16 protein-coding genes and 2 pseudogenes are annotated in these 16,114 nt (G+C 69.7%); 5 read left to right on the top strand and 13 right to left on the bottom strand.

All coding sequences use genetic code 11. The annotated features are described in order from the left end of the window. Window positions 1–170 precede the first annotated feature (170 nt). Complete coding sequence (locus AC27LF_RS29535; RefSeq protein WP_479664256.1) at window positions 171–773, bottom strand: TetR/AcrR family transcriptional regulator; 603 nt, start codon at window positions 771–773, stop codon at window positions 171–173. Window positions 774–1,033: 260 nt separating this feature from the next. Here AC27LF_RS29535 and AC27LF_RS29540 point away from each other — a divergent pair, with 260 nt between their 5' ends. Next, complete coding sequence (locus AC27LF_RS29540; protein ID WP_479664257.1) at window positions 1,034–2,176, top strand: FAD-dependent oxidoreductase; 1,143 nt, start codon at window positions 1,034–1,036, stop codon at window positions 2,174–2,176. Between the two features lie 8 nt (window positions 2,177–2,184). On the opposite strand, the gene AC27LF_RS29545 is transcribed toward AC27LF_RS29540, so the two are convergent. The 5 genes and pseudogenes from AC27LF_RS29545 to AC27LF_RS29565 all read right to left on the bottom strand — a co-directional run bounded on the left by AC27LF_RS29545 (window position 2,185) and on the right by AC27LF_RS29565 (window position 4,565). Next, window positions 2,185–2,772 carry an IS630 family transposase gene (locus tag AC27LF_RS29545; protein WP_479664258.1) on the bottom strand — a complete coding sequence of 196 codons (588 nt, stop codon included), beginning with the start codon at window positions 2,770–2,772 and terminating at the stop codon, window positions 2,185–2,187. Beyond that, entirely contained in the window at window positions 2,769–3,284 is a 516-nt protein-coding gene (locus AC27LF_RS29550) for a winged helix-turn-helix domain-containing protein (RefSeq protein ID WP_479664259.1), read from the bottom strand. The genes AC27LF_RS29545 and AC27LF_RS29550 overlap by 4 nt, the downstream gene beginning before the upstream one ends. 191 nt (window positions 3,285–3,475) lie before the next feature. After that, window positions 3,476–3,667 carry a hypothetical protein gene (locus AC27LF_RS29555; RefSeq protein WP_479664265.1) on the bottom strand — a complete coding sequence of 64 codons (192 nt, stop codon included), beginning with the start codon at window positions 3,665–3,667 and terminating at the stop codon, window positions 3,476–3,478. Window positions 3,668–3,687: 20 nt separating this feature from the next. Then, window positions 3,688–4,323: pseudogene (locus AC27LF_RS29560) on the bottom strand (alpha/beta fold hydrolase); the annotation flags it as partial. 8 nt (window positions 4,324–4,331) lie between these two features. Next, a complete protein-coding gene (locus AC27LF_RS29565) occupies window positions 4,332–4,565 on the bottom strand; it encodes an SDR family NAD(P)-dependent oxidoreductase (RefSeq protein ID WP_479664260.1) in 234 nt (77 codons plus the stop codon). Window positions 4,566–4,667: 102 nt separating this feature from the next. On the opposite strand from AC27LF_RS29565, the gene AC27LF_RS29570 reads away from it, so the two are divergent. Beyond that, window positions 4,668–5,165: a helix-turn-helix domain-containing protein gene (locus AC27LF_RS29570; RefSeq protein WP_479664261.1), complete on the top strand. Its 498-nt coding sequence runs from the start codon at window positions 4,668–4,670 to the stop codon at window positions 5,163–5,165. Between the two features lie 128 nt (window positions 5,166–5,293). On the opposite strand, the gene AC27LF_RS29575 is transcribed toward AC27LF_RS29570, so the two are convergent. Both AC27LF_RS29575 and AC27LF_RS29580 read right to left on the bottom strand, forming a co-directional pair. Then, entirely contained in the window at window positions 5,294–6,817 is a 1,524-nt protein-coding gene (locus AC27LF_RS29575) for an alpha/beta hydrolase (protein WP_479664262.1), read from the bottom strand. A 166-nt stretch (window positions 6,818–6,983) separates the two neighbouring features. Beyond that, window positions 6,984–7,742 carry a helix-turn-helix domain-containing protein gene (locus AC27LF_RS29580; RefSeq protein WP_479664263.1) on the bottom strand — a complete coding sequence of 253 codons (759 nt, stop codon included), beginning with the start codon at window positions 7,740–7,742 and terminating at the stop codon, window positions 6,984–6,986. A 212-nt stretch (window positions 7,743–7,954) separates the two neighbouring features. Here AC27LF_RS29580 and AC27LF_RS29585 point away from each other — a divergent pair, with 212 nt between their 5' ends. Together AC27LF_RS29585 and AC27LF_RS29590 are read left to right on the top strand one after the other, a co-directional pair. Further along, window positions 7,955–8,137, top strand: a complete 183-nt coding sequence (locus AC27LF_RS29585) for a hypothetical protein (RefSeq protein ID WP_487231281.1) — start codon at window positions 7,955–7,957, stop codon at window positions 8,135–8,137. Beyond that, window positions 8,134–8,625 (top strand): hypothetical protein, encoded by a 492-nt coding sequence (locus tag AC27LF_RS29590; protein WP_487231282.1) that lies wholly within the window; start codon window positions 8,134–8,136, stop codon window positions 8,623–8,625. Before AC27LF_RS29585 ends, AC27LF_RS29590 begins: the two co-directional genes overlap by 4 nt. A gap of 267 nt (window positions 8,626–8,892) precedes the next feature. Here AC27LF_RS29590 and AC27LF_RS29595 read toward each other — a convergent pair whose 3' ends face one another. After that, window positions 8,893–9,468 (bottom strand): TetR/AcrR family transcriptional regulator, encoded by a 576-nt coding sequence (locus AC27LF_RS29595; protein WP_479664302.1) that lies wholly within the window; start codon window positions 9,466–9,468, stop codon window positions 8,893–8,895. 386 nt (window positions 9,469–9,854) lie between these two features. On the opposite strand from AC27LF_RS29595, the gene AC27LF_RS29600 reads away from it, so the two are divergent. Next, window positions 9,855–10,658, top strand: coding sequence for an SDR family NAD(P)-dependent oxidoreductase (locus AC27LF_RS29600; RefSeq protein ID WP_479664301.1), 804 nt, complete (start codon window positions 9,855–9,857; stop codon window positions 10,656–10,658). A 700-nt stretch (window positions 10,659–11,358) separates the two neighbouring features. Here the strand turns inward: AC27LF_RS29600 and AC27LF_RS29605 are convergent. The 4 genes and pseudogenes from AC27LF_RS29605 to AC27LF_RS29620 all read right to left on the bottom strand — a co-directional run. Next, window positions 11,359–11,742, bottom strand: a pseudogene (locus AC27LF_RS29605) (helix-turn-helix domain-containing protein); the annotation flags it as partial. A 175-nt stretch (window positions 11,743–11,917) separates the two neighbouring features. Beyond that, complete coding sequence (locus tag AC27LF_RS29610) at window positions 11,918–12,589, bottom strand: response regulator (protein WP_479664300.1); 672 nt, start codon at window positions 12,587–12,589, stop codon at window positions 11,918–11,920. Beyond that, window positions 12,586–13,791, bottom strand: a complete 1,206-nt coding sequence (locus AC27LF_RS29615) for a sensor histidine kinase (RefSeq protein WP_479664299.1) — start codon at window positions 13,789–13,791, stop codon at window positions 12,586–12,588. Before AC27LF_RS29615 ends, AC27LF_RS29610 begins: the two co-directional genes overlap by 4 nt. 98 nt (window positions 13,792–13,889) lie before the next feature. Next, entirely contained in the window at window positions 13,890–16,112 is a 2,223-nt protein-coding gene (locus tag AC27LF_RS29620) for an MMPL family transporter (RefSeq protein ID WP_479664298.1), read from the bottom strand. Window positions 16,113–16,114 lie beyond the last annotated feature (2 nt).

Raw genomic sequence — 16,114 nt, forward strand, 5'->3', positions numbered from 1 at the left:
GGCCGTCCCTCCGCGGCGCCGACGCCGTGCGAGCGCTGCGGACAGCCCGTCACCGGACAACCCGGCGCGTTGGCGCATGCGGGAGGGGCGAATTAGGCAGTCCGCGAGATTCGACAGCACTCTGCCTGGTGCACACATGGCTTGGGGACGGTCTGGCCAGTTCTGCTGACTCATGCGTTTGTGGGTGTGTCGTGGTTGTCGGGGGGCTGCCAGCCGTTGGTGAGGATGTCGAAGACCTCCTCGACGGCTGCTCTGCGGTCCTTCTGGCGTTGAGCCAGGGCGGGAACCTCCAGGACGAAGCGCGCCAGGGCGGTGCAGGCGAGGTTGTCGTGATCCACGCCGTACTCGTCGGCGATGGCCGCGCTGAGGGTGTCGGTGTGCCGGGTCCACATGCGTTCGGCGTAGGCGCGTAGCGCCGGGGTGGTGTTGACCAGGCGGGTGAACTCCGCTGTCTGGGGGTGCGCGGCGATCGGCAGCCAGGTGGCGAGTACGTGCTCGCGCAGGGCGTCGAGGACGCTCTGATCGGCGGGCCGTTGCCGCACGGCCGCGGCCAGGTGCGCGTCTGTGTTCTCTTCCTGGTCGAACACGAGGGCTTCTTTGCCGGTGAAGTGCTTGAAGACGGTGGCGGTCGACACGTCCGCGGTCTCGGCGATGTCCTTGATGCTCACCTGGTCGTAGCCGTGCTCCAGGAAGAGGCGGAGTGCGGCGTCGGCGATCGCCTGCCGGGTGGCGGCCTTCTTGCGCTCGCGGCGGCTGACAACGGGCTCGGTCATGCCGTGAGCCTATCCGAAAGTGCCACCAGAACAAGAGTTGTCACATTCTACTTTTCTCCATACTCTACTTTCAGGGGCTGGGGAGCAGACGCAGTCCCGCCCGGCCCTTGGGCTGCCCGGACACGGCACCGCGGTCCGGCCGTGGCAACCGGTCCGACGACCACCGCCTGCCGCGGCACACCGCGTCCCCGGATTCCGGGCGCCGGCACCACCACCTCCGGCCGCGACGTCCCATTCATCCCTCAGCGAAGGACACCCTCATGGTTTCTCCGAACCCCACGCACGCCCGGATCAGCATCATCGGAGCCGGACCCGGCGGGCTGACCTGCGCCCGCATCCTTCAGCGGCACGGCATCGCAGTCGCCGTCCACGACCGCGACGCCGGGCCCGACGCACGCAACCAGGGCGGCACCCTGGACCTGCACGCCGACAACGGCCAGATCGCCCTGCGGGAAGCCGGCCTGCTCGACGAGTTCTTCAAGCTGGCCCGCCCCGAAGGGCAGGAGATGCGCCAGATGGACCCGACGGGCACGATCACCTCCCACCAGGTCCCCGGGCCCGACGAACTGTTCAAACCGGAGATCGACCGCGGCCGGCTGCGCGACCTGCTGCTCGGCTCCCTCCAACCCGGCACCGTGCGCTGGGGCCACGGCCTCGACCACGTCAGCGGACCCGCCCAAGGGCCGCGCCTGCTGCACTTCACCGACGGCACCACCACCGAGACCGACCTCGTCATCGGCGCCGACGGCGCCTTCTCCCGCGTACGCCCGGCCGTCTCGCCGGCCGTTCCCGAGTACAGCGGGGTCAGTTTTCTGGAGGCGTGGTTCTCCGACGTCGACGCCCGTCACCCCGAGATCGCCGAACTGGTCGGCCAGGGCAGCGCACACGCCGCCGACGGGCAGCGCGCCGTCTTCGCCCAGCGCAACGGCAACGACCACATCCGCGTCTACCTGATCCAGCGCGTCCCGGCCGACTGGATCGCCGCGAGCGGCCTGACGCCCGAGGACACCGACGCCCTCCGCGCCCTGCTCCTGGAGCGCTACGCCCACTGGTCGCCCCGCATGAGGCAGATGATCACCGACAACGACGGTCCCTACGTGGACCGCCCGATCCACGCCCTGCCCGTGCCCCACACCTGGGAGCCCAACCCGACGGTCACCCTGCTCGGCGACGCCGCCCACCTCATGCCCCCGCTGGGCGTCGGCGTCAACCTCGCCATGCTCGACGCGAGCGACCTCGCTCTGGCCCTGGCGAACGCGGCAACCGTCGACGAGGCCGTCCACGCCTACGAGAAGACCATGCTCCCCCGCTCGACCGAGACCGCCCAAGCCCTCGAAGGCGCCGCGGAACACCTCCTGCTCACCGAGTTCCCCGACTTCGCCGACGACCCCCACCACTACTGAGTTTCTCGTTAGTTCTGTGGTGGTTGGGGATGGATTGTCAGGCCGGTGTGGGTGAGGAAGGACCACGGGCGTTGTTCGTTGGAGCAGACTCGGTGGATGCCGTGTTCGGCTGCGTCGGCAACGTCGGCGAGGTGGTCGCCGGCGAGGTTGGCCGGCTCGCGGGTCTTGATGGCCGACCACAGCAGTTCGACCGGGTTGAGTTCGGGTGCGTAGGCCGGCAGCCGTTCCAGCGTCAGCCTGTCCTGCTCGGCTGCCCAGGCCCGCATGCCCCGACTCCAGTGGGCGGACAGTCCGTCCCATACCAGTACCACCGACTCACCGGTGTAGAAGGTCTTGATCTGTTCCGGTACCTCGATCAGGGAAGTGGTGTCGTAGCTGCCCGGCTTGAGGTGGAAGCACAGCCGCGGGCCGCGTTCCGGGTCGGCGGCGTGGTAGCCCAGCGCGGCGGCCGTCCCGGCTCGTTTCCAGTTCAGCCGGTGCCGGTGCCGGTGCCGGAGCGTGGGAGTGCGGCCGCGAGGTGCGTAGGTGCGGCGTACCCGGGGCAGCAGTGACACGCCCGAGTCGTCGGAGAACACGATCCAGGCACGTTTCTTCACCGCCCCTTTTTGATGCGTGGCCACTCCTGGGCGACCCACTGGGCGATCTCGGACTCGTCCCGCTCGACGGCCTGGCGCCCGGGCCGCTGCAGACTCCAGCCCAGCCGCCCGGTCAGCAGGCGCCACGCGGATGCCCGGGCCAGGTTCACCCCGGTCACCCGCTCCACCACCACACCGACCCGTTCCAACGTCCACAGATCCGCCTCGAACCCGTGTGCCTGGGCGCCTTGCCCCAACGCGGCCCGAACCAGCCCGACTTGGGCGTCATCCAGCTTGGGCGGCCGGCCGATGGACGGACGCCGCCGCAGCGCCTGAGCCCCGCCCTGCTCCCACAAGCGTCTCCACCGACGCACACTCTCGGGGTGCATCCCCACCATCCGTGCAACCTCGGATGAAGGACGTCGCTGCTCGAACAGTTCGCCTGCGCGCACGCGCCGGGCCTCGGCCAACTGCGGCCGCGTCAGCGGCAGAACAGAGACGTCGGAATCAACAGCCCGCAACTCGGAAGACACACCACCATGCCCACACCGCCAAAGCCCCTGCACCCACAGAACCAACGAAAAACACAGTAAGCCATCGGCCACAAGCTAGGCGCGGCGGTGCGACGCCGGCGAGCCGGCCGGTGGTGATGTCAACGAGCCTGGGTGACGGTATGCCTGGCAGGGTGTCGGACGGGGGTGGCCGGCGTCCCCCGGCCGTCCCGTCACACCTGTTGCGGGTGAGTGGTGGCGGCAGCCGCGATCGCTTCGGCCAGTGCGGCGGGTTGGGACAGGAACGGCGAGTGCGACGTGTCGAGTTCGGTGATGGTGGTCGGGAAGATCGACACTGCGTCGATCTCCTTGATGAAGCGGCGTTGCATCGCCGGAGGAATGGCGTTGTCCCTGGTGCAGAGCACGTAGCCGTGCGGGGGGTGCTGCCATAGCGCTGCTCGGTGATGGTCAGCGCATCAGCGACCATCCTCATCGGGGCGTCTGGGCTGAGCAGGGCGATCGCGGCATCCGCCGTGTAGTCGTCGACGTCGTTGTAGAAGGTTTCCTTGGTCTCGGCGCGTCGGTTCGGATCGCGGGGGTCGATGCGCATCGCGCCGACCTGGGCAGGGTCGGCCGCAATGAGCGACGACACACGCGAACCAAGCATCTCCGGAAGTGTGGTGTAGGAGGCTACCGGCACTCCGCTCACCGGGGCATACGCGGCGATGTAGAGCAGCCCGCCGACGAGTTCCGGAGCGAGTTCCGCGACCGCGGTGGCGACCGTACCACCCATGCTGTGCGCCACCAGGAGACAGGGCCGGCCGGCGCCGATCATCCGTATCCGGTCGGCGAGGTCGGCCGCCTCAGACAATGTGGTGACATCCGCCACCGGTGACGGCTCGGCGGCGAACGCCGCCGCGTCGAACGGCCGTCCCCCGCAGGCGCGTGGTGCGGGGTTGCGCAGTCCGTGTCCGTCGAGGTCGACCGCGACCGACTGGATTCCCCTGGCGGCCAGTTGCTTGGTCACCGGGCTCCAGCACCAACTGCCGTGCCAGAAACCGTGCACCAGGATGAGAGGCATGGGGTTGCTCAAGGTGTTCTCACGCTTTTCTGAATTTCGCGTACCTCGCTGAAACGGGCGAAGTCCGCGGGAAGGGCGGTGCCGCCGACGTCGTCGGCGATAGCGCGGGTTCTGGTCACCGCACGGCCCATGACTATGACAGACACACCCAACGCGCCCATCGGCCGTGCCGCGGCCGCGCCAGCACCGGAACTGGCGCCGGTGACCACGGCCGTCAGGCCGTCAAGTGTCTGTGCGGCCATGGACGCGACGCCAGGTCCCGGGTCGTACCTGAGGAAGTGAGCCGTGACCCTGGTGCTGCCACCACCAGGGTCCGGAGCCCGTTCCAGCTCGCCCTTGCCCTCATGGACGACCGCACTGTGAATCCGCTGGGCAATTGTCTGCGGGCTCGGCGCGAGCTGGTCCGTCCTGCGGATGTCGGGCTTCCTGAGACCGCACACCGGCGAGTGCCCGGACTGCACCGCGAGGAAGTTGCGGCACTCTCCGGTATCAGCGTCGACTACTACCTCGGGCTGGAACAGGGACGTGACCGGCGGCCTTCCGCGGAGATCCTCCGGGCGCTCGCTCAGGCTCTACGGCTCCCCGAGTCCGCAACCGCCCACTTGTTCGCGCTCGCCAATCCGGTTCCGCGACCACCCGGGCTGCGTGCTCACCGCAACCAGGTCTCTCCCACCTTGACCCGGCTGATCAACTCCTGGTCGGCGACACCCGCGTTCATGCAGACCCATACGTTCCTGGTGTTGGCGGCGAATCCGCTGGCCCAGGCACTCTCGCCCGTGCACACACCGGGGACCAACCTCGTCCTGACGGTGTTTTTGGAAGGGCTGAAGAATCCTTCATGACTGCTGCCTCAAAGGCGGCGGCGTCCAACGCGCCCTGCCCGGAACCGTCCGCCCGCACAACCTCGCCCTCGTCGGACGACGGAGGAAACACGCAGGTTGTCCAGCACGCCGCAGATCATGGCCGAGGTTCAGGCCGAGGCCCGGCACTTGATGTCCTTCTCCGGCATCGCTCCGTCGGCCAGCCAGGCAGTGCCGACGTTCAGCGCACATGCGTTGCCGCCGTAGACATAGACACCGTGACCGCTTCCGTCCGCGGTCACCAGACGTGAGCGATCGGTGAACTTCTTCCGGAACAGCTGCCCACCGAGCAGCGGCGTGACCGGGTCGTGTCGATTCTGCATGATCAGGATGTTCGCCGGCCCGTCGTCATTGATCTCGACCTGCGGCTCGGACGGCCCTCGCGTCCAGAACGCACACGGCAGAACGTTGGCCGCCGCCGCACCGAACAACGGATACTTCTTCCGGTCCGCGGCAACGCTGCGCTGGTACGCCCGGACATCGCTGGGCCACTCCACGTCGTTGCAGGTCACCGTGAGGAAGACCGACCAGGAGTTGGAGTACGACGCCACCTCACCGGCTGGCGTTCGTACGCCGGGGGTCTCTGCCATCAGCCTTTTGATCGCGGTGCCGTCGGCGTCCTTGACCGCTTCCCAGAGGTGCGCCGTCCGGCCGTACGTCCGCTCGGCGTAGAGTCCACCGAAGGTGGCGAACCGGAACTGGCGTCCGTCGATGCCGAATACCGGCTTCTCGTCGAGCCGTTCGGCCAGCGTGAAGTACATCTCGCGCACTTCCTCCGGCGTCCGTCCGAGCCCGTAGGCGGAGTGCCGTGCCGCTGTCCACTTCGCAAAGTCGGGAAACGTCTGCTCCATTCCCAGCGCGTACCGACGAATCCCGGCGTGGTCCAGGGCCGTGTCACCGAGATTGCTGTCGATGAGAACACGGTCGGTGGTGTCCGGGAACATCGAGGCGTACGCGGCCCCCAGCGCCGACCCGTACGAAAGGCCGAAGTAGCTTGCCTTCTCCTCGCCGAGCGCGGCCCGGATCCGGTCCAGATCCCGTGACATGTTGGCGGTTGTGATGTGGGCCATGCGGCCGTCGGTGTCGTTGGCCGCGCACTGCTCGGCGACGCCCTTGGCGATCTCGGCCTGCTTGACCACAGCTGCGTCGTCCACGGCGTACGGCGGGACATTGCCGATATAGCCCTGACTGACCGTGAACTTGCAGTCGACCGGCGCCGAGTGTCCGAATCCGCGGGTGTCCATACCGATCAGGTCGTAGGTGTCGAGGACCTTCGACGGGATGCCCAGGTCGATCAGACCGGCCGCCATCGTCAGCGCGGACCCGCCCGGACCGCCCGGGTTCAGCAACAGCACACCGCGCCGCTTCTGCGGGTTCTCACTCGCCAGCCGCGACACCATGAGGTCGATCTGTGTCCCGTCCGGGTCGTCGTAGTCCAGCGGCACTGTCACGGTGCCGCACTGTACGTTCAGAGTCGGCGCCTCGGCCGTGACGTCGTCGGGACAGGCCCCCCACTTCACTTGACCTACGTCGTCTCGATCGGCGGCCGCGGCCGGTGCCAACGACCCGGCGAGGCCGATCGCAACCGTCAGGGCCAGACCCCGGCTTATACGACGGCTTCGATGCATGTCCATTCCTCCGAATGTGTTCTCGATGCGCTTCCTTGCGTGATCCAGGGCAACCCCTGCCCCTGGGGCCAGGTCAAGCCCGACGACCGCAGAGATCACATTCGGGGTAGCTGTTCTGTCGGAGCATCAGGCTCGGCGCTGCTCGGCAGCGTCTTCGAGGCCGCGCTCGACATCACGAACTGGCCTGGCGCTCGGTGGCGTCAGTACCCGCCGTGGATCTGAACTCCTGGTTGAGCGCGTGGGCCCGGGCGAGCGCTTTGAGCTGGGCCTTGTTGTAGAGTTCGACGACGGCGGGGAGGATCACGGTCTCGGCGAACCGCTTGCCTCGTGGCGCGGCACTGGCCGGATCGCTCATCCACGGGAACCGGTCTTGATGGGCGCGCATCGCCACGGCCAGATGCCCGGCCAGTTCGTTGATCGTCGCGTCGTCCGCGTCCTCGGGGAGGGAATCGAACTCGTCCTCGTGCTCATCGCGTTCCGAGATGAGCTGGCACAGGTCATCGAGGGCGTTGTCGTTGAACACCTGCGAGTAGACGGTGACCAGGGCATGGTCTCGCTCGCACAGTTCATCGGCGACGGGACCGAACGGCAGGGGAACGTCGAGCGGCGCCCGGTGCTTGAGGATGACGGCCAGCTCAGCGCGTATCCGCTGCAGGCGTTCGATGGTGTCCGCCAGTTCGGCGTCCAGCATACGGACGGCCTCGTCGGGTTTCCCGTCAGCTCGTCCCATCGCGCCGATCTGCGCGAGGGAAACACCAAGGCTGCGCATCCGCTTGATCTGAAGCACACGGACGAGATGGCCCGGCTTGTACTGCTTGTAGCCGTTCGGGGCACGTTCGGGTTCGTCGAGCAGTCCGATCCGGTGATAGTGACGCACCGCTTTGACGGTGGTACTGGCGATGTCGGCGAGCTGCTGGGTGCTCCACGCCATGACGTTCAACCTTTCCGATCTCGGTGCTCCGCCCCGGCGAAAGTACAACCCATGCCCCAGGGGCAGGGTCAACGCGGCGCTTTGCGAGCCGTCCCGGTCTCGCGTCGGCCCAGTCGGCCACCGTTCGCGTGCTGAAGTTCCTGCGCGGTCTGTCTGACCGGCAAACAGGAGAAACGGTCTGCTGCCGCATCGATTTCACATAGGCCCTGGCCATGGAGCTGGACGATCCCGGCTTCCACCCCAGCGTGTCGGCCGACTTCCGCGAGCGCGTCGCCCAGGTCGCCCGCGCCGACCGTCTTCTCGGCTTCGCTCCGGCGCGCCTGAAGGAGGCCGGAGTCGTTGCGCTGCGTGAGCGCGCCACGCAGCGCAACGACTCCACGCGGTGCGCGACTTGACCGGCCGGAACCGATCACCGAGTCGGCCCGGGCCACGCTGGAGGAAGCGGCCCGCACGGCCGGGCATCTGCTGGTCGGCGAGGAATGACAGGGCAGGCCGCCTGCACCGGCGCACCGCCGAGGACGGTGGCCCGCCGCCCTTCTCCTCGGCGGTCGTCTCCCCCTACGACACCACGGCGTGCTACGTCCGGCACGGGCACATCATCCGCTGGAGTGGGTTCGCCGAGCATGTCATGGAGAGGTGTGCCTCCGACAGCATCGACGTGACCACGAACGTGGCCACCACCTCGGCCGCCGCCAACGACGCCCAGGCTCTGCCGGCTATCCGCACCCGTCCGGCGCGTGGCGGGCCGCTGCCCGCCGAGCACCTGGTCGACGGCGGCTACGCCCCCCAGGTCACCATGAAGTGGTGCAGTCGGGCGTGGTCCGGGAACAGGCCGGTGTCTGCGGCACGGCAGCACGCTGCTGCCGAACCACTCGGCGAGTGACCGGCGCAGGCCGTCCCGCTTGCGAGGGGCGTCGGCCTCCTGCTGCCGTGGAGCGAGCGCCGATGGGGAGAGAGAGCGGCCATCCCGATCCCCGTGGTCGATGCCAACGGATGTGAGCGACGGCCGCACGGGCCGGGTGACGGCCGGTGCCGTCGCGGGCCGGGCGGGTGAGGGTGTCTGCGCCTTCGTCCTGGCCGTCAGCACCCCTTGGCATCCCGTGTCCGCCGGGCAGACGGTCGGCATCAGGTCAGATCCTCAAGAACAAGCTCAGGCGCGGGGCCGTCCGTCGGCGATGAGCGTGACGAGGGTGTCGACAAGTTCGTCGGCGGAGGTGCGCCATCGCCCAGTGGAGAAGTGGCCGCTCAGTTCTGCGTTGATGATGCCGCTGACGCCGGTGAGGAGCAGGCCACCGTATCGGTGCAGGTCGTGTTCGTCGACGAGTTCGGAGACGATGGCCAGGAACTCGTCCTGAGCGCGGCATGAGGCCTGGATCATCGTGGCGGGGTCGGCTCCGCCCGGGGGGCCGAACATCTGCCGGTAGCGGTGAGGGTGGCGGCGGCCGGTGGAGACGAGCGCGGTGAGGGCGCCCCGCAGCCGGTCGGACGGGGTGCCGCGCAGGGCCGCGATCTCGTCACTGTAACGCTCCCAGTCTTCTGCGGCGACGGCGGCGAGCAGGCTCTCCTTGTCGGCGAAGTGTCCGTAGGGGGCGCCGCGGCTCACACCGGCCCGTGCGCCCACATCCCGCAGGGTCACCGCCTCGGGGCCGCCCTCGTCGAGCAGTTCGGCGGCCGCGTCGAGAAGGGCGCGGCGGGTGGCGGCGGCGGACTCTGCGCGACTGACCATGCCCCGCATACTACAGATGACACCGTCACATCACTGGGTTGACGTTGTCATGTGAAACCCCTACGGTCATTCATATGACAACGTCATACGAGTCCGACGGGGCGGGCAGCATCCCCGTGGTGACCGGAGCCTCCGGCCGCGACGGGGGCCGACCCCGCACGCGAGCCGGCCTATCGCGGCGTCCACGTCCTCGCCCGGGCGCGGCGCGAGAGTGACGGTGAAGCCCTCCGACTCAGCGCCGACGGCCGGCTGTCCCTGGATGCCTCCCGGGTCGGCGACACCCACGCGGCGGACGCCCGGTTCGGCGCACCGCTGCACGACACCTTCTGACCTCCGGCTCCCTTCCCCGCCGCATCACGTTCCTCGCACCACAGGAGTAATGCACCATGGATCTGCAACTCGCCGGCAAGCGCGTGCTCGTGACCGGCGCCAGCAAAGGCATCGGCCTCGCGATCGTGCGGGCCTTCCTCGCCGAAGGCGCATCGGTCACCGCCGTGTCCCGGCGCAGCACACCCGAGCTCGAAGAGACCGGGGCAACCTTCGTGTCCGCCGACCTGTCCGAGGCCGACGGGCCCCGCCGCATGGTCGAGACGGTCCTCGCGGCCGACCCGCGTCTGGACGTCCTGGTCAACAACGCCGGTGGCGGCAGCCTGCCGGAGGGATCGCTCGGCGACACCCTCGACGGCGGCGACGACATCTGGCAGGACGTCTTCGCCCTGAACCTCAGCTCCGCCGTACGCGTCACCCGGGCCGCACTGCCCGCGCTGACCGAGGCGGAGGCCCGGGGCGCGATCGTCAACATCAGCTCCGACACCGCCCGGCGCCCCGGCGCTCCCGGCGGCACCCCACTGCCCTACGGGGCGGCCAAGGCGGCGCTGAACACGTTCTCCCGAGGGCTCGCCGAACGGCTGGCCCCGCAGGGGGTACGGGTCAACACCGTCTCGCCGTCCGTGACAAGGACCAACGCGATCGCGGGCGAGGACGGCTACATGTCCCAGGTGGCGCAGGCGATCGGCGTCGAGCACGCCGTCCTGATGCAGAACCTGCCGACGGATCTCGGCATGCTCACCGGCAGCCTGATCGAGCCGGACGAGATCGCTCGCGCGGTGCTGCTGCTGGCATCCCCGACCATGCCGAGCGCCATCGGCGCCAACTGGGCCGTCGACGCCGGCTCCGTCAAGGCCGCGTAACACCCCTGACAACACGGCCGGAGCGGCCCGCAGCCGCTCCGGCCGACACCTCGGCGGGACGCTGCCGCCGCCAAGACACCCGGCGGCAGCCCCGCCGCTGCCCACGCCGTCGATGTGCTTCACCTCGGCGGCCCGGGGCCGGTCCGCCGTTCCGGACATGTATGAGGCGACCGTCGAGAGCGTGCACCGATTTGCTGCCGGCCTCCGAATGCGACGTCACCGCTGAAACAGGGGAGTTCGTCGGTACCGTGCACGCCGCCCTCGTCGGCATGGTCAACGCCGGGCGGCACACCCCTCACCTCAAGGGCACCGTGGAGGGCTCGAACCGGGCGGTGGAGAGCATGTTTCAACGGCGTGGGGCGGGGCTCGGTGTTCCACCACATCGTCCAGGCCAGCAACGCGACTATGTGGGTCCGTGGACGGGCCGACCAGGTCACCGAGGAACAGGTCAGCGCGGTACGGCGGGCACGGGCCGCCCGCGCGCGGGACCGGAGTCCTGGACGTCGACCAGGGCGGGCGGCGGTCGGACGTCACCTGGGTGGCACGCCGTGCCCGCCGTCCAGGGGCGCCGGCCGCCGACTGAGCTTGAGGACCTTCTCGATGGTCTGGGGGTCGTCGGCGCCGCGAAAAACAGGCACTGGACGCGCCTCGGGCCCGATGAGTACGCCGGTCTGCCCGTCGAGTCTCACTGCGGATGCGGGCCGTGCACTTTGCGCAGGTAGGCGACGAGTTCGCGCAGCGACCAACGGGTGAAGGGACGGCCGAGCTTGACCGGGCGGGTCGTGGCCGTCCGAACGACGAAGTCCTCGTCGTCTGAACTGAACAGGCCGGGACGGCCTCCCGTCCACCGAGGGTCCAGGCAGGCCGGGCCGATCTCGTTGAACCGGTGCATCACATCCCGAACGGTGTCCTCGTCGGCCTGCACCAGCTGAGCGATCACCGGCACGCGGTCCCCGCCGACCGAGGCCGGCAGCATCATCGCCCGCCGGTAGCGCACCGAGTCGGTGCTACCGCGGCACACGATCTGCGGCAGCCTCTGCCCCTCCCGGTCGGCCAGTCCGCGCACACGGACAGGCTCGGCCACCGCGCCTCCAGCGCTCGGATCGGACGTCACCGCACATCCAGCCGCCACGACCGCCAACCCGGCGAACCCATGCGGTCACAGCACTGGCCATTCACAGGACCGGCCCAACTGCTACGAACTGAAGACGGTCGGCGCCAGGTCAGGTGGCGCAGCTTTCTGCACGGGCGGCAGCACGTCACCGCCCCGGGTTGCCGACGAGACCGTTCTGGTAGGCGATGACGACGAGCTGGGTTCGATCGCGGGCGTCGAGTTTGGTCATGGCGCGCTGGATGTGGGTCCGTACGGTCAGAGGGCTGAGAACCAGGTGGTCGGCGATCTCAGCGTTGGTTCTGCCGTGCGCGGCGAGGGCCATGACCTGGCGCTCGCGCTGGGTGAGCGTCGCCAGGCGCTCGGGCGGTGCGAGCGGCCGGTGGTCGGGTGTCGCCAGGAACCGGTCGATCAGGGAGCGGGTGGCGGTCGGGGAGAGCAGGGCGTCGCCGGCCGCCACGGTGCGGATGCCCGCGAGCAGGACGTCCGGGGTGACGTCCTTGCCGAGGAAGCCGCTGGCGCCGGCGCGTAGGGCCTTGGCCACGTTCTCGTCGTTCTCGAAGGTGGTGAGGATCAGGACGCGGGTGGCGGACAGTTCGGGGCGGGCGCAGAGGTCCGCGGTGGCGGCCAAGCCGTCGGTGCCCGGCATACGGATGTCCATGAGGACGATGTCGGGCCGGTGTTCGAGGGTGCGGGCAATGGCCTCCTGGCCCTCGTGGGCCTCCGCGACGACGGTGAGATCGGGTTCCGAGTCGATCAGGATGCGGAAGGTGGCCCGGAGGAGGGCCTGGTCGTCGGCGAGCAGGACGCGGATGGTCATGTGGTGCTTTCGCTTTCGTTCTCGCGTGCGTCGAGGTCGTGCAGGGGGAGCGCACAGGCGACCTCGAATCCGCCGTCCTGTCGTGGGCCGGCGTGGAAGGTGCCTCCGGCGGCGAGGGTGCGTTCGCGCATGCCGAGCAGTCCGAACCCTCGCTGCTGGGACGGGCCGGCCGGTGGACGGGGGGCGGGGGTGTCGTTGGTGATGGTGAGGGTCAGGTAGTGGGGCGTATAGGCCAGCCGGACGTGCGCGGTGCGGGTGGCCGCGTGCTTGGTGACGTTGGTGAGTGCTTCCTGGATGATCCGGTAGGCGGTGAGGTCGAGTCCGGAGCCGAGTCGCCGGCGTTTCCCCTGGATGGTGACGTCGACGTCGAGTCCGGCGGCCGAGCAGCTCGCGAGGAGGTCGGCCAGGTGGTCGAGGCCCGGTGCGGGAGTGATCTCGTCGGGGTCCGAGTCCTGGCGCAGCAGCCCGACGGTGGCTTTGAGTTCGCGCAGGGCGGCGGCGGTCGTCCTGGGCAGCCGTGCGACGATCTCAAGCGCCTGGTGGGGGTTGGTCGGGGCGATGTGGGCCGCGGTGCCGGCCTGGGCGTTGGCCAGGGCGAGGTGGTGGGCGACGACGTCGTGGAGTTCGCGGGCGATCCGCATCCGTTCCTGGATGACGCGGCGGCGTGCTTCCTCCTCCCGTTCCTGGGCGGTGTGTTCGGCCCGAGCGGCGGCGTACTCCCGTCGTACCCGCACATAGCTTCCGAAGGCCGCGACCATCAGGACCCATGCCGCGGGATTGATGGTCGTCAAGATCAGCTGGTGTCCGAAGGGAGTGAAGAACATCCCTGTGACGGCCATGGCCAGGGCCGCGGCCAGTGCGCTGTTCCACGCCTTCCGGCGAGAGGCGCGCACGCTCGCGGAGTACTGCGCCAACAACAGGGGGCCCATGAGCAGGGGAGTCATCAGATAGCCGGTGATCCCCTCGGCGACGGCGCACACCGCGGTCACCGCCAGGGCGGGCAGTGGGTGGCTGCGCCGCCACAGCAGTGCCGCGCAGGCGAGGACGGACAGGGCGATGCCGGGCCACAGGGCCGGCGGCTCGTCCGTGACCCTGCGGGTGAACAGGGCCCCCGAGAGCGTGACGAGGAGCAGCAGTGCCAGAAGGCCGGCCTCCGCCGCGTGCGGGTGGCGCGCCGCGCGGCGCTGCCAGTTCGTGCTCATCGCGTTCTCCAGGGTAGGGCGACCAGGCACAGCCTGGCAGACGTGCGCCGCGGCGCCGCCGTACGCGGCACCGCGGTGCGCTGGGTGCGAGCAGGAGGTCAGATGCGCACCGGTTGCTGCGGGGCGTGAGCGCCGTCTTCCGGGCCTGTATCGGACGCGGTGAGTGCGGCGCCTTCCACGTCGACGTGCGGGAGCACCTTGTCGAGCCGGCGGGGCAGCCACCACGCCTTGTCGCCCAGCAGGGCGAGTACGGCCGGCACGAGTGCCATGCGGACCACGAAGGCGTCGAAGAGCACGGCGACCGCGAGGCCGAACCCGATGGTCTTGATCATGGATTCGCCTGATGCGACGAAGCCGGAGAAGACCGCGATCATGATCGCGGCGGCGGCCACGACCACCCGGGCGCTGTGCTGGAAGCCGGTCACGACCGCCTGGGCGGGCCGCTCCCCGTGGACGTACGCCTCGCGCATGCGGGCGACGAGGAAGACCTCGTAGTCCATGGCCAGGCCGAAGACGATACCGACGAGGAAGATCGGCATCAGGCTCATGATCGGGCCGGTCTGCTCGACGCCCAGCAGCTCCGCGCCCCACCCCCACTGGAAGACGGCCACCACCGCGCCGAGCGAGGCCAGCACCGACAGCAGGAATCCGAGGGCCGCCTTGAGGGGCACGAGCAGGGAGCGGAAGACCACCAGGAGCAGCACCAAGGACAGCAGGACGATGACGACGAGGTAGGGCACCAGTGCGTCCTGGAGCGCCCGAGCGATGTCGATGTTCATCGCGGTGCTGCCGGTGACCTCGAAGGTCGCTCCGGTCCGCGCCTCCAGGCCCGGGCGCTCGGCCCGGATCGTCCGCACGATGTCCTTGGTGGCCTCGTCGTTCGGACCGGTGGCCGGGACGGCCGAGAACAGGGCGGCGTCACCGGCTTCGTTGAACCGCGCGGGTGAGACGGACACGACGCCGTCCGTCCGGTCGATCTGCCCGGCGATGGTCTTCGCGGCCGCCGCGGGGTCGTCGGCGCCCTCGGTGTCCACCACGATCGTCAGGGGGCCGTTGAAGCCGGCGCCGAAGCCGTCGGCGAGCGCGTCGTAGGCCCGCCGCTCCGTCGTGGAGACGGGCTTGGCCTCGGCACCCGGCATGCCCATCTCCAGCTGGGCGGCGGGCAGCGCGAGAGCACCGAGGCCCACGAGGCCGACGAGCAGGACCGTCAGCGGGCGGCGCAGCACGAACCGGGCCCACCGGCTGCCGCCGTTCTCCCGGACGCGCCCTTGGTGCTGGGTGGCGGAGAGGCCGCGCTTGCGCGTCTTGCGGGGGAGTACGGCGTTGGGCCACATGCCGAGCAGGGCGGGCACCAGGGTCAGCGCGATGAGGACGGCGGCGACGACCGCTCCCGCGGCGCACAGACCCATCTTCGTCAGCATCGGCACGCCGATCACCGCGAGCCCCGCCAGCGCGATGACGACCGTGAGGCCGGCGAAGACCACGGCGGAACCGGCCGTGCCGACGGCCAGCCCCGCGGCCTCGCGTGGCTCCCGGCCGTTCGCCCGTTCCTCCCGGTAGCGGGAGACGACGAACAGGGCGTAGTCGATGCCGACCGCGAGTCCCAGCATGGAGGCGAGCGTGCCGGTGGTCATGTCCAGCCCGAAGGTGCTGCCGAGCGCGAGGATCGCGCACATGCTGATCCCGACGCCGATGACGGCGGTGAGCAGCGGCAGTCCGGCGGCCGCCAGCGATCCGAAGGTGATCAGCAGGACGACGGCGGCCAGGACGATGCCGATGGCCTCGGCGGAGCCGCCCGCCGCGGGCTGATCAGCCAGGGCGGTACCGCCCACCTCGACCGTGAGCCCCGCGTCGCGCGCCCGGCCGATGGCGTCTTCCAGCTCGTTCTTGGCCGCATCGGTCAGATCGGCGGCCTTGACCTTGAAGGTGACCGTGGCGTACGCCGTGGAGGCGTCCTCGCTCACCGCGTTCGCCGTGAAGGGGCTGACGGCGCTGTCCACCTGGGGGCCGTCGGCCGCTTCCGACACCAGGGTGTCGATGGCGGCGCGGTTGTCGGCCGCGGTGACCTTCTCCCCGTGCGGGGCCGTGAAGACGATGCGGGCGTCGGCGCCGTTGGCGTCCGAACCCGGGAAACGCTCGCCGATCAGGTCGAACGCCTTCTGCGCCTCGATTCCCGGCATGAACGACGTATTGCTGTCGTCGGCGGCCGGTGCCTTGACGGCGCCGAAGCCGACGGCGCCGAGGATCAGCGCCCACAGCAGGGCGACGAGCCGGCGCCGCCGGAAGGCGGTGCGGCCCAGTCGGTAAAGGAGGGTAGCCACAG

The organism is Streptomyces diversicolor, from assembly GCF_057537855.1.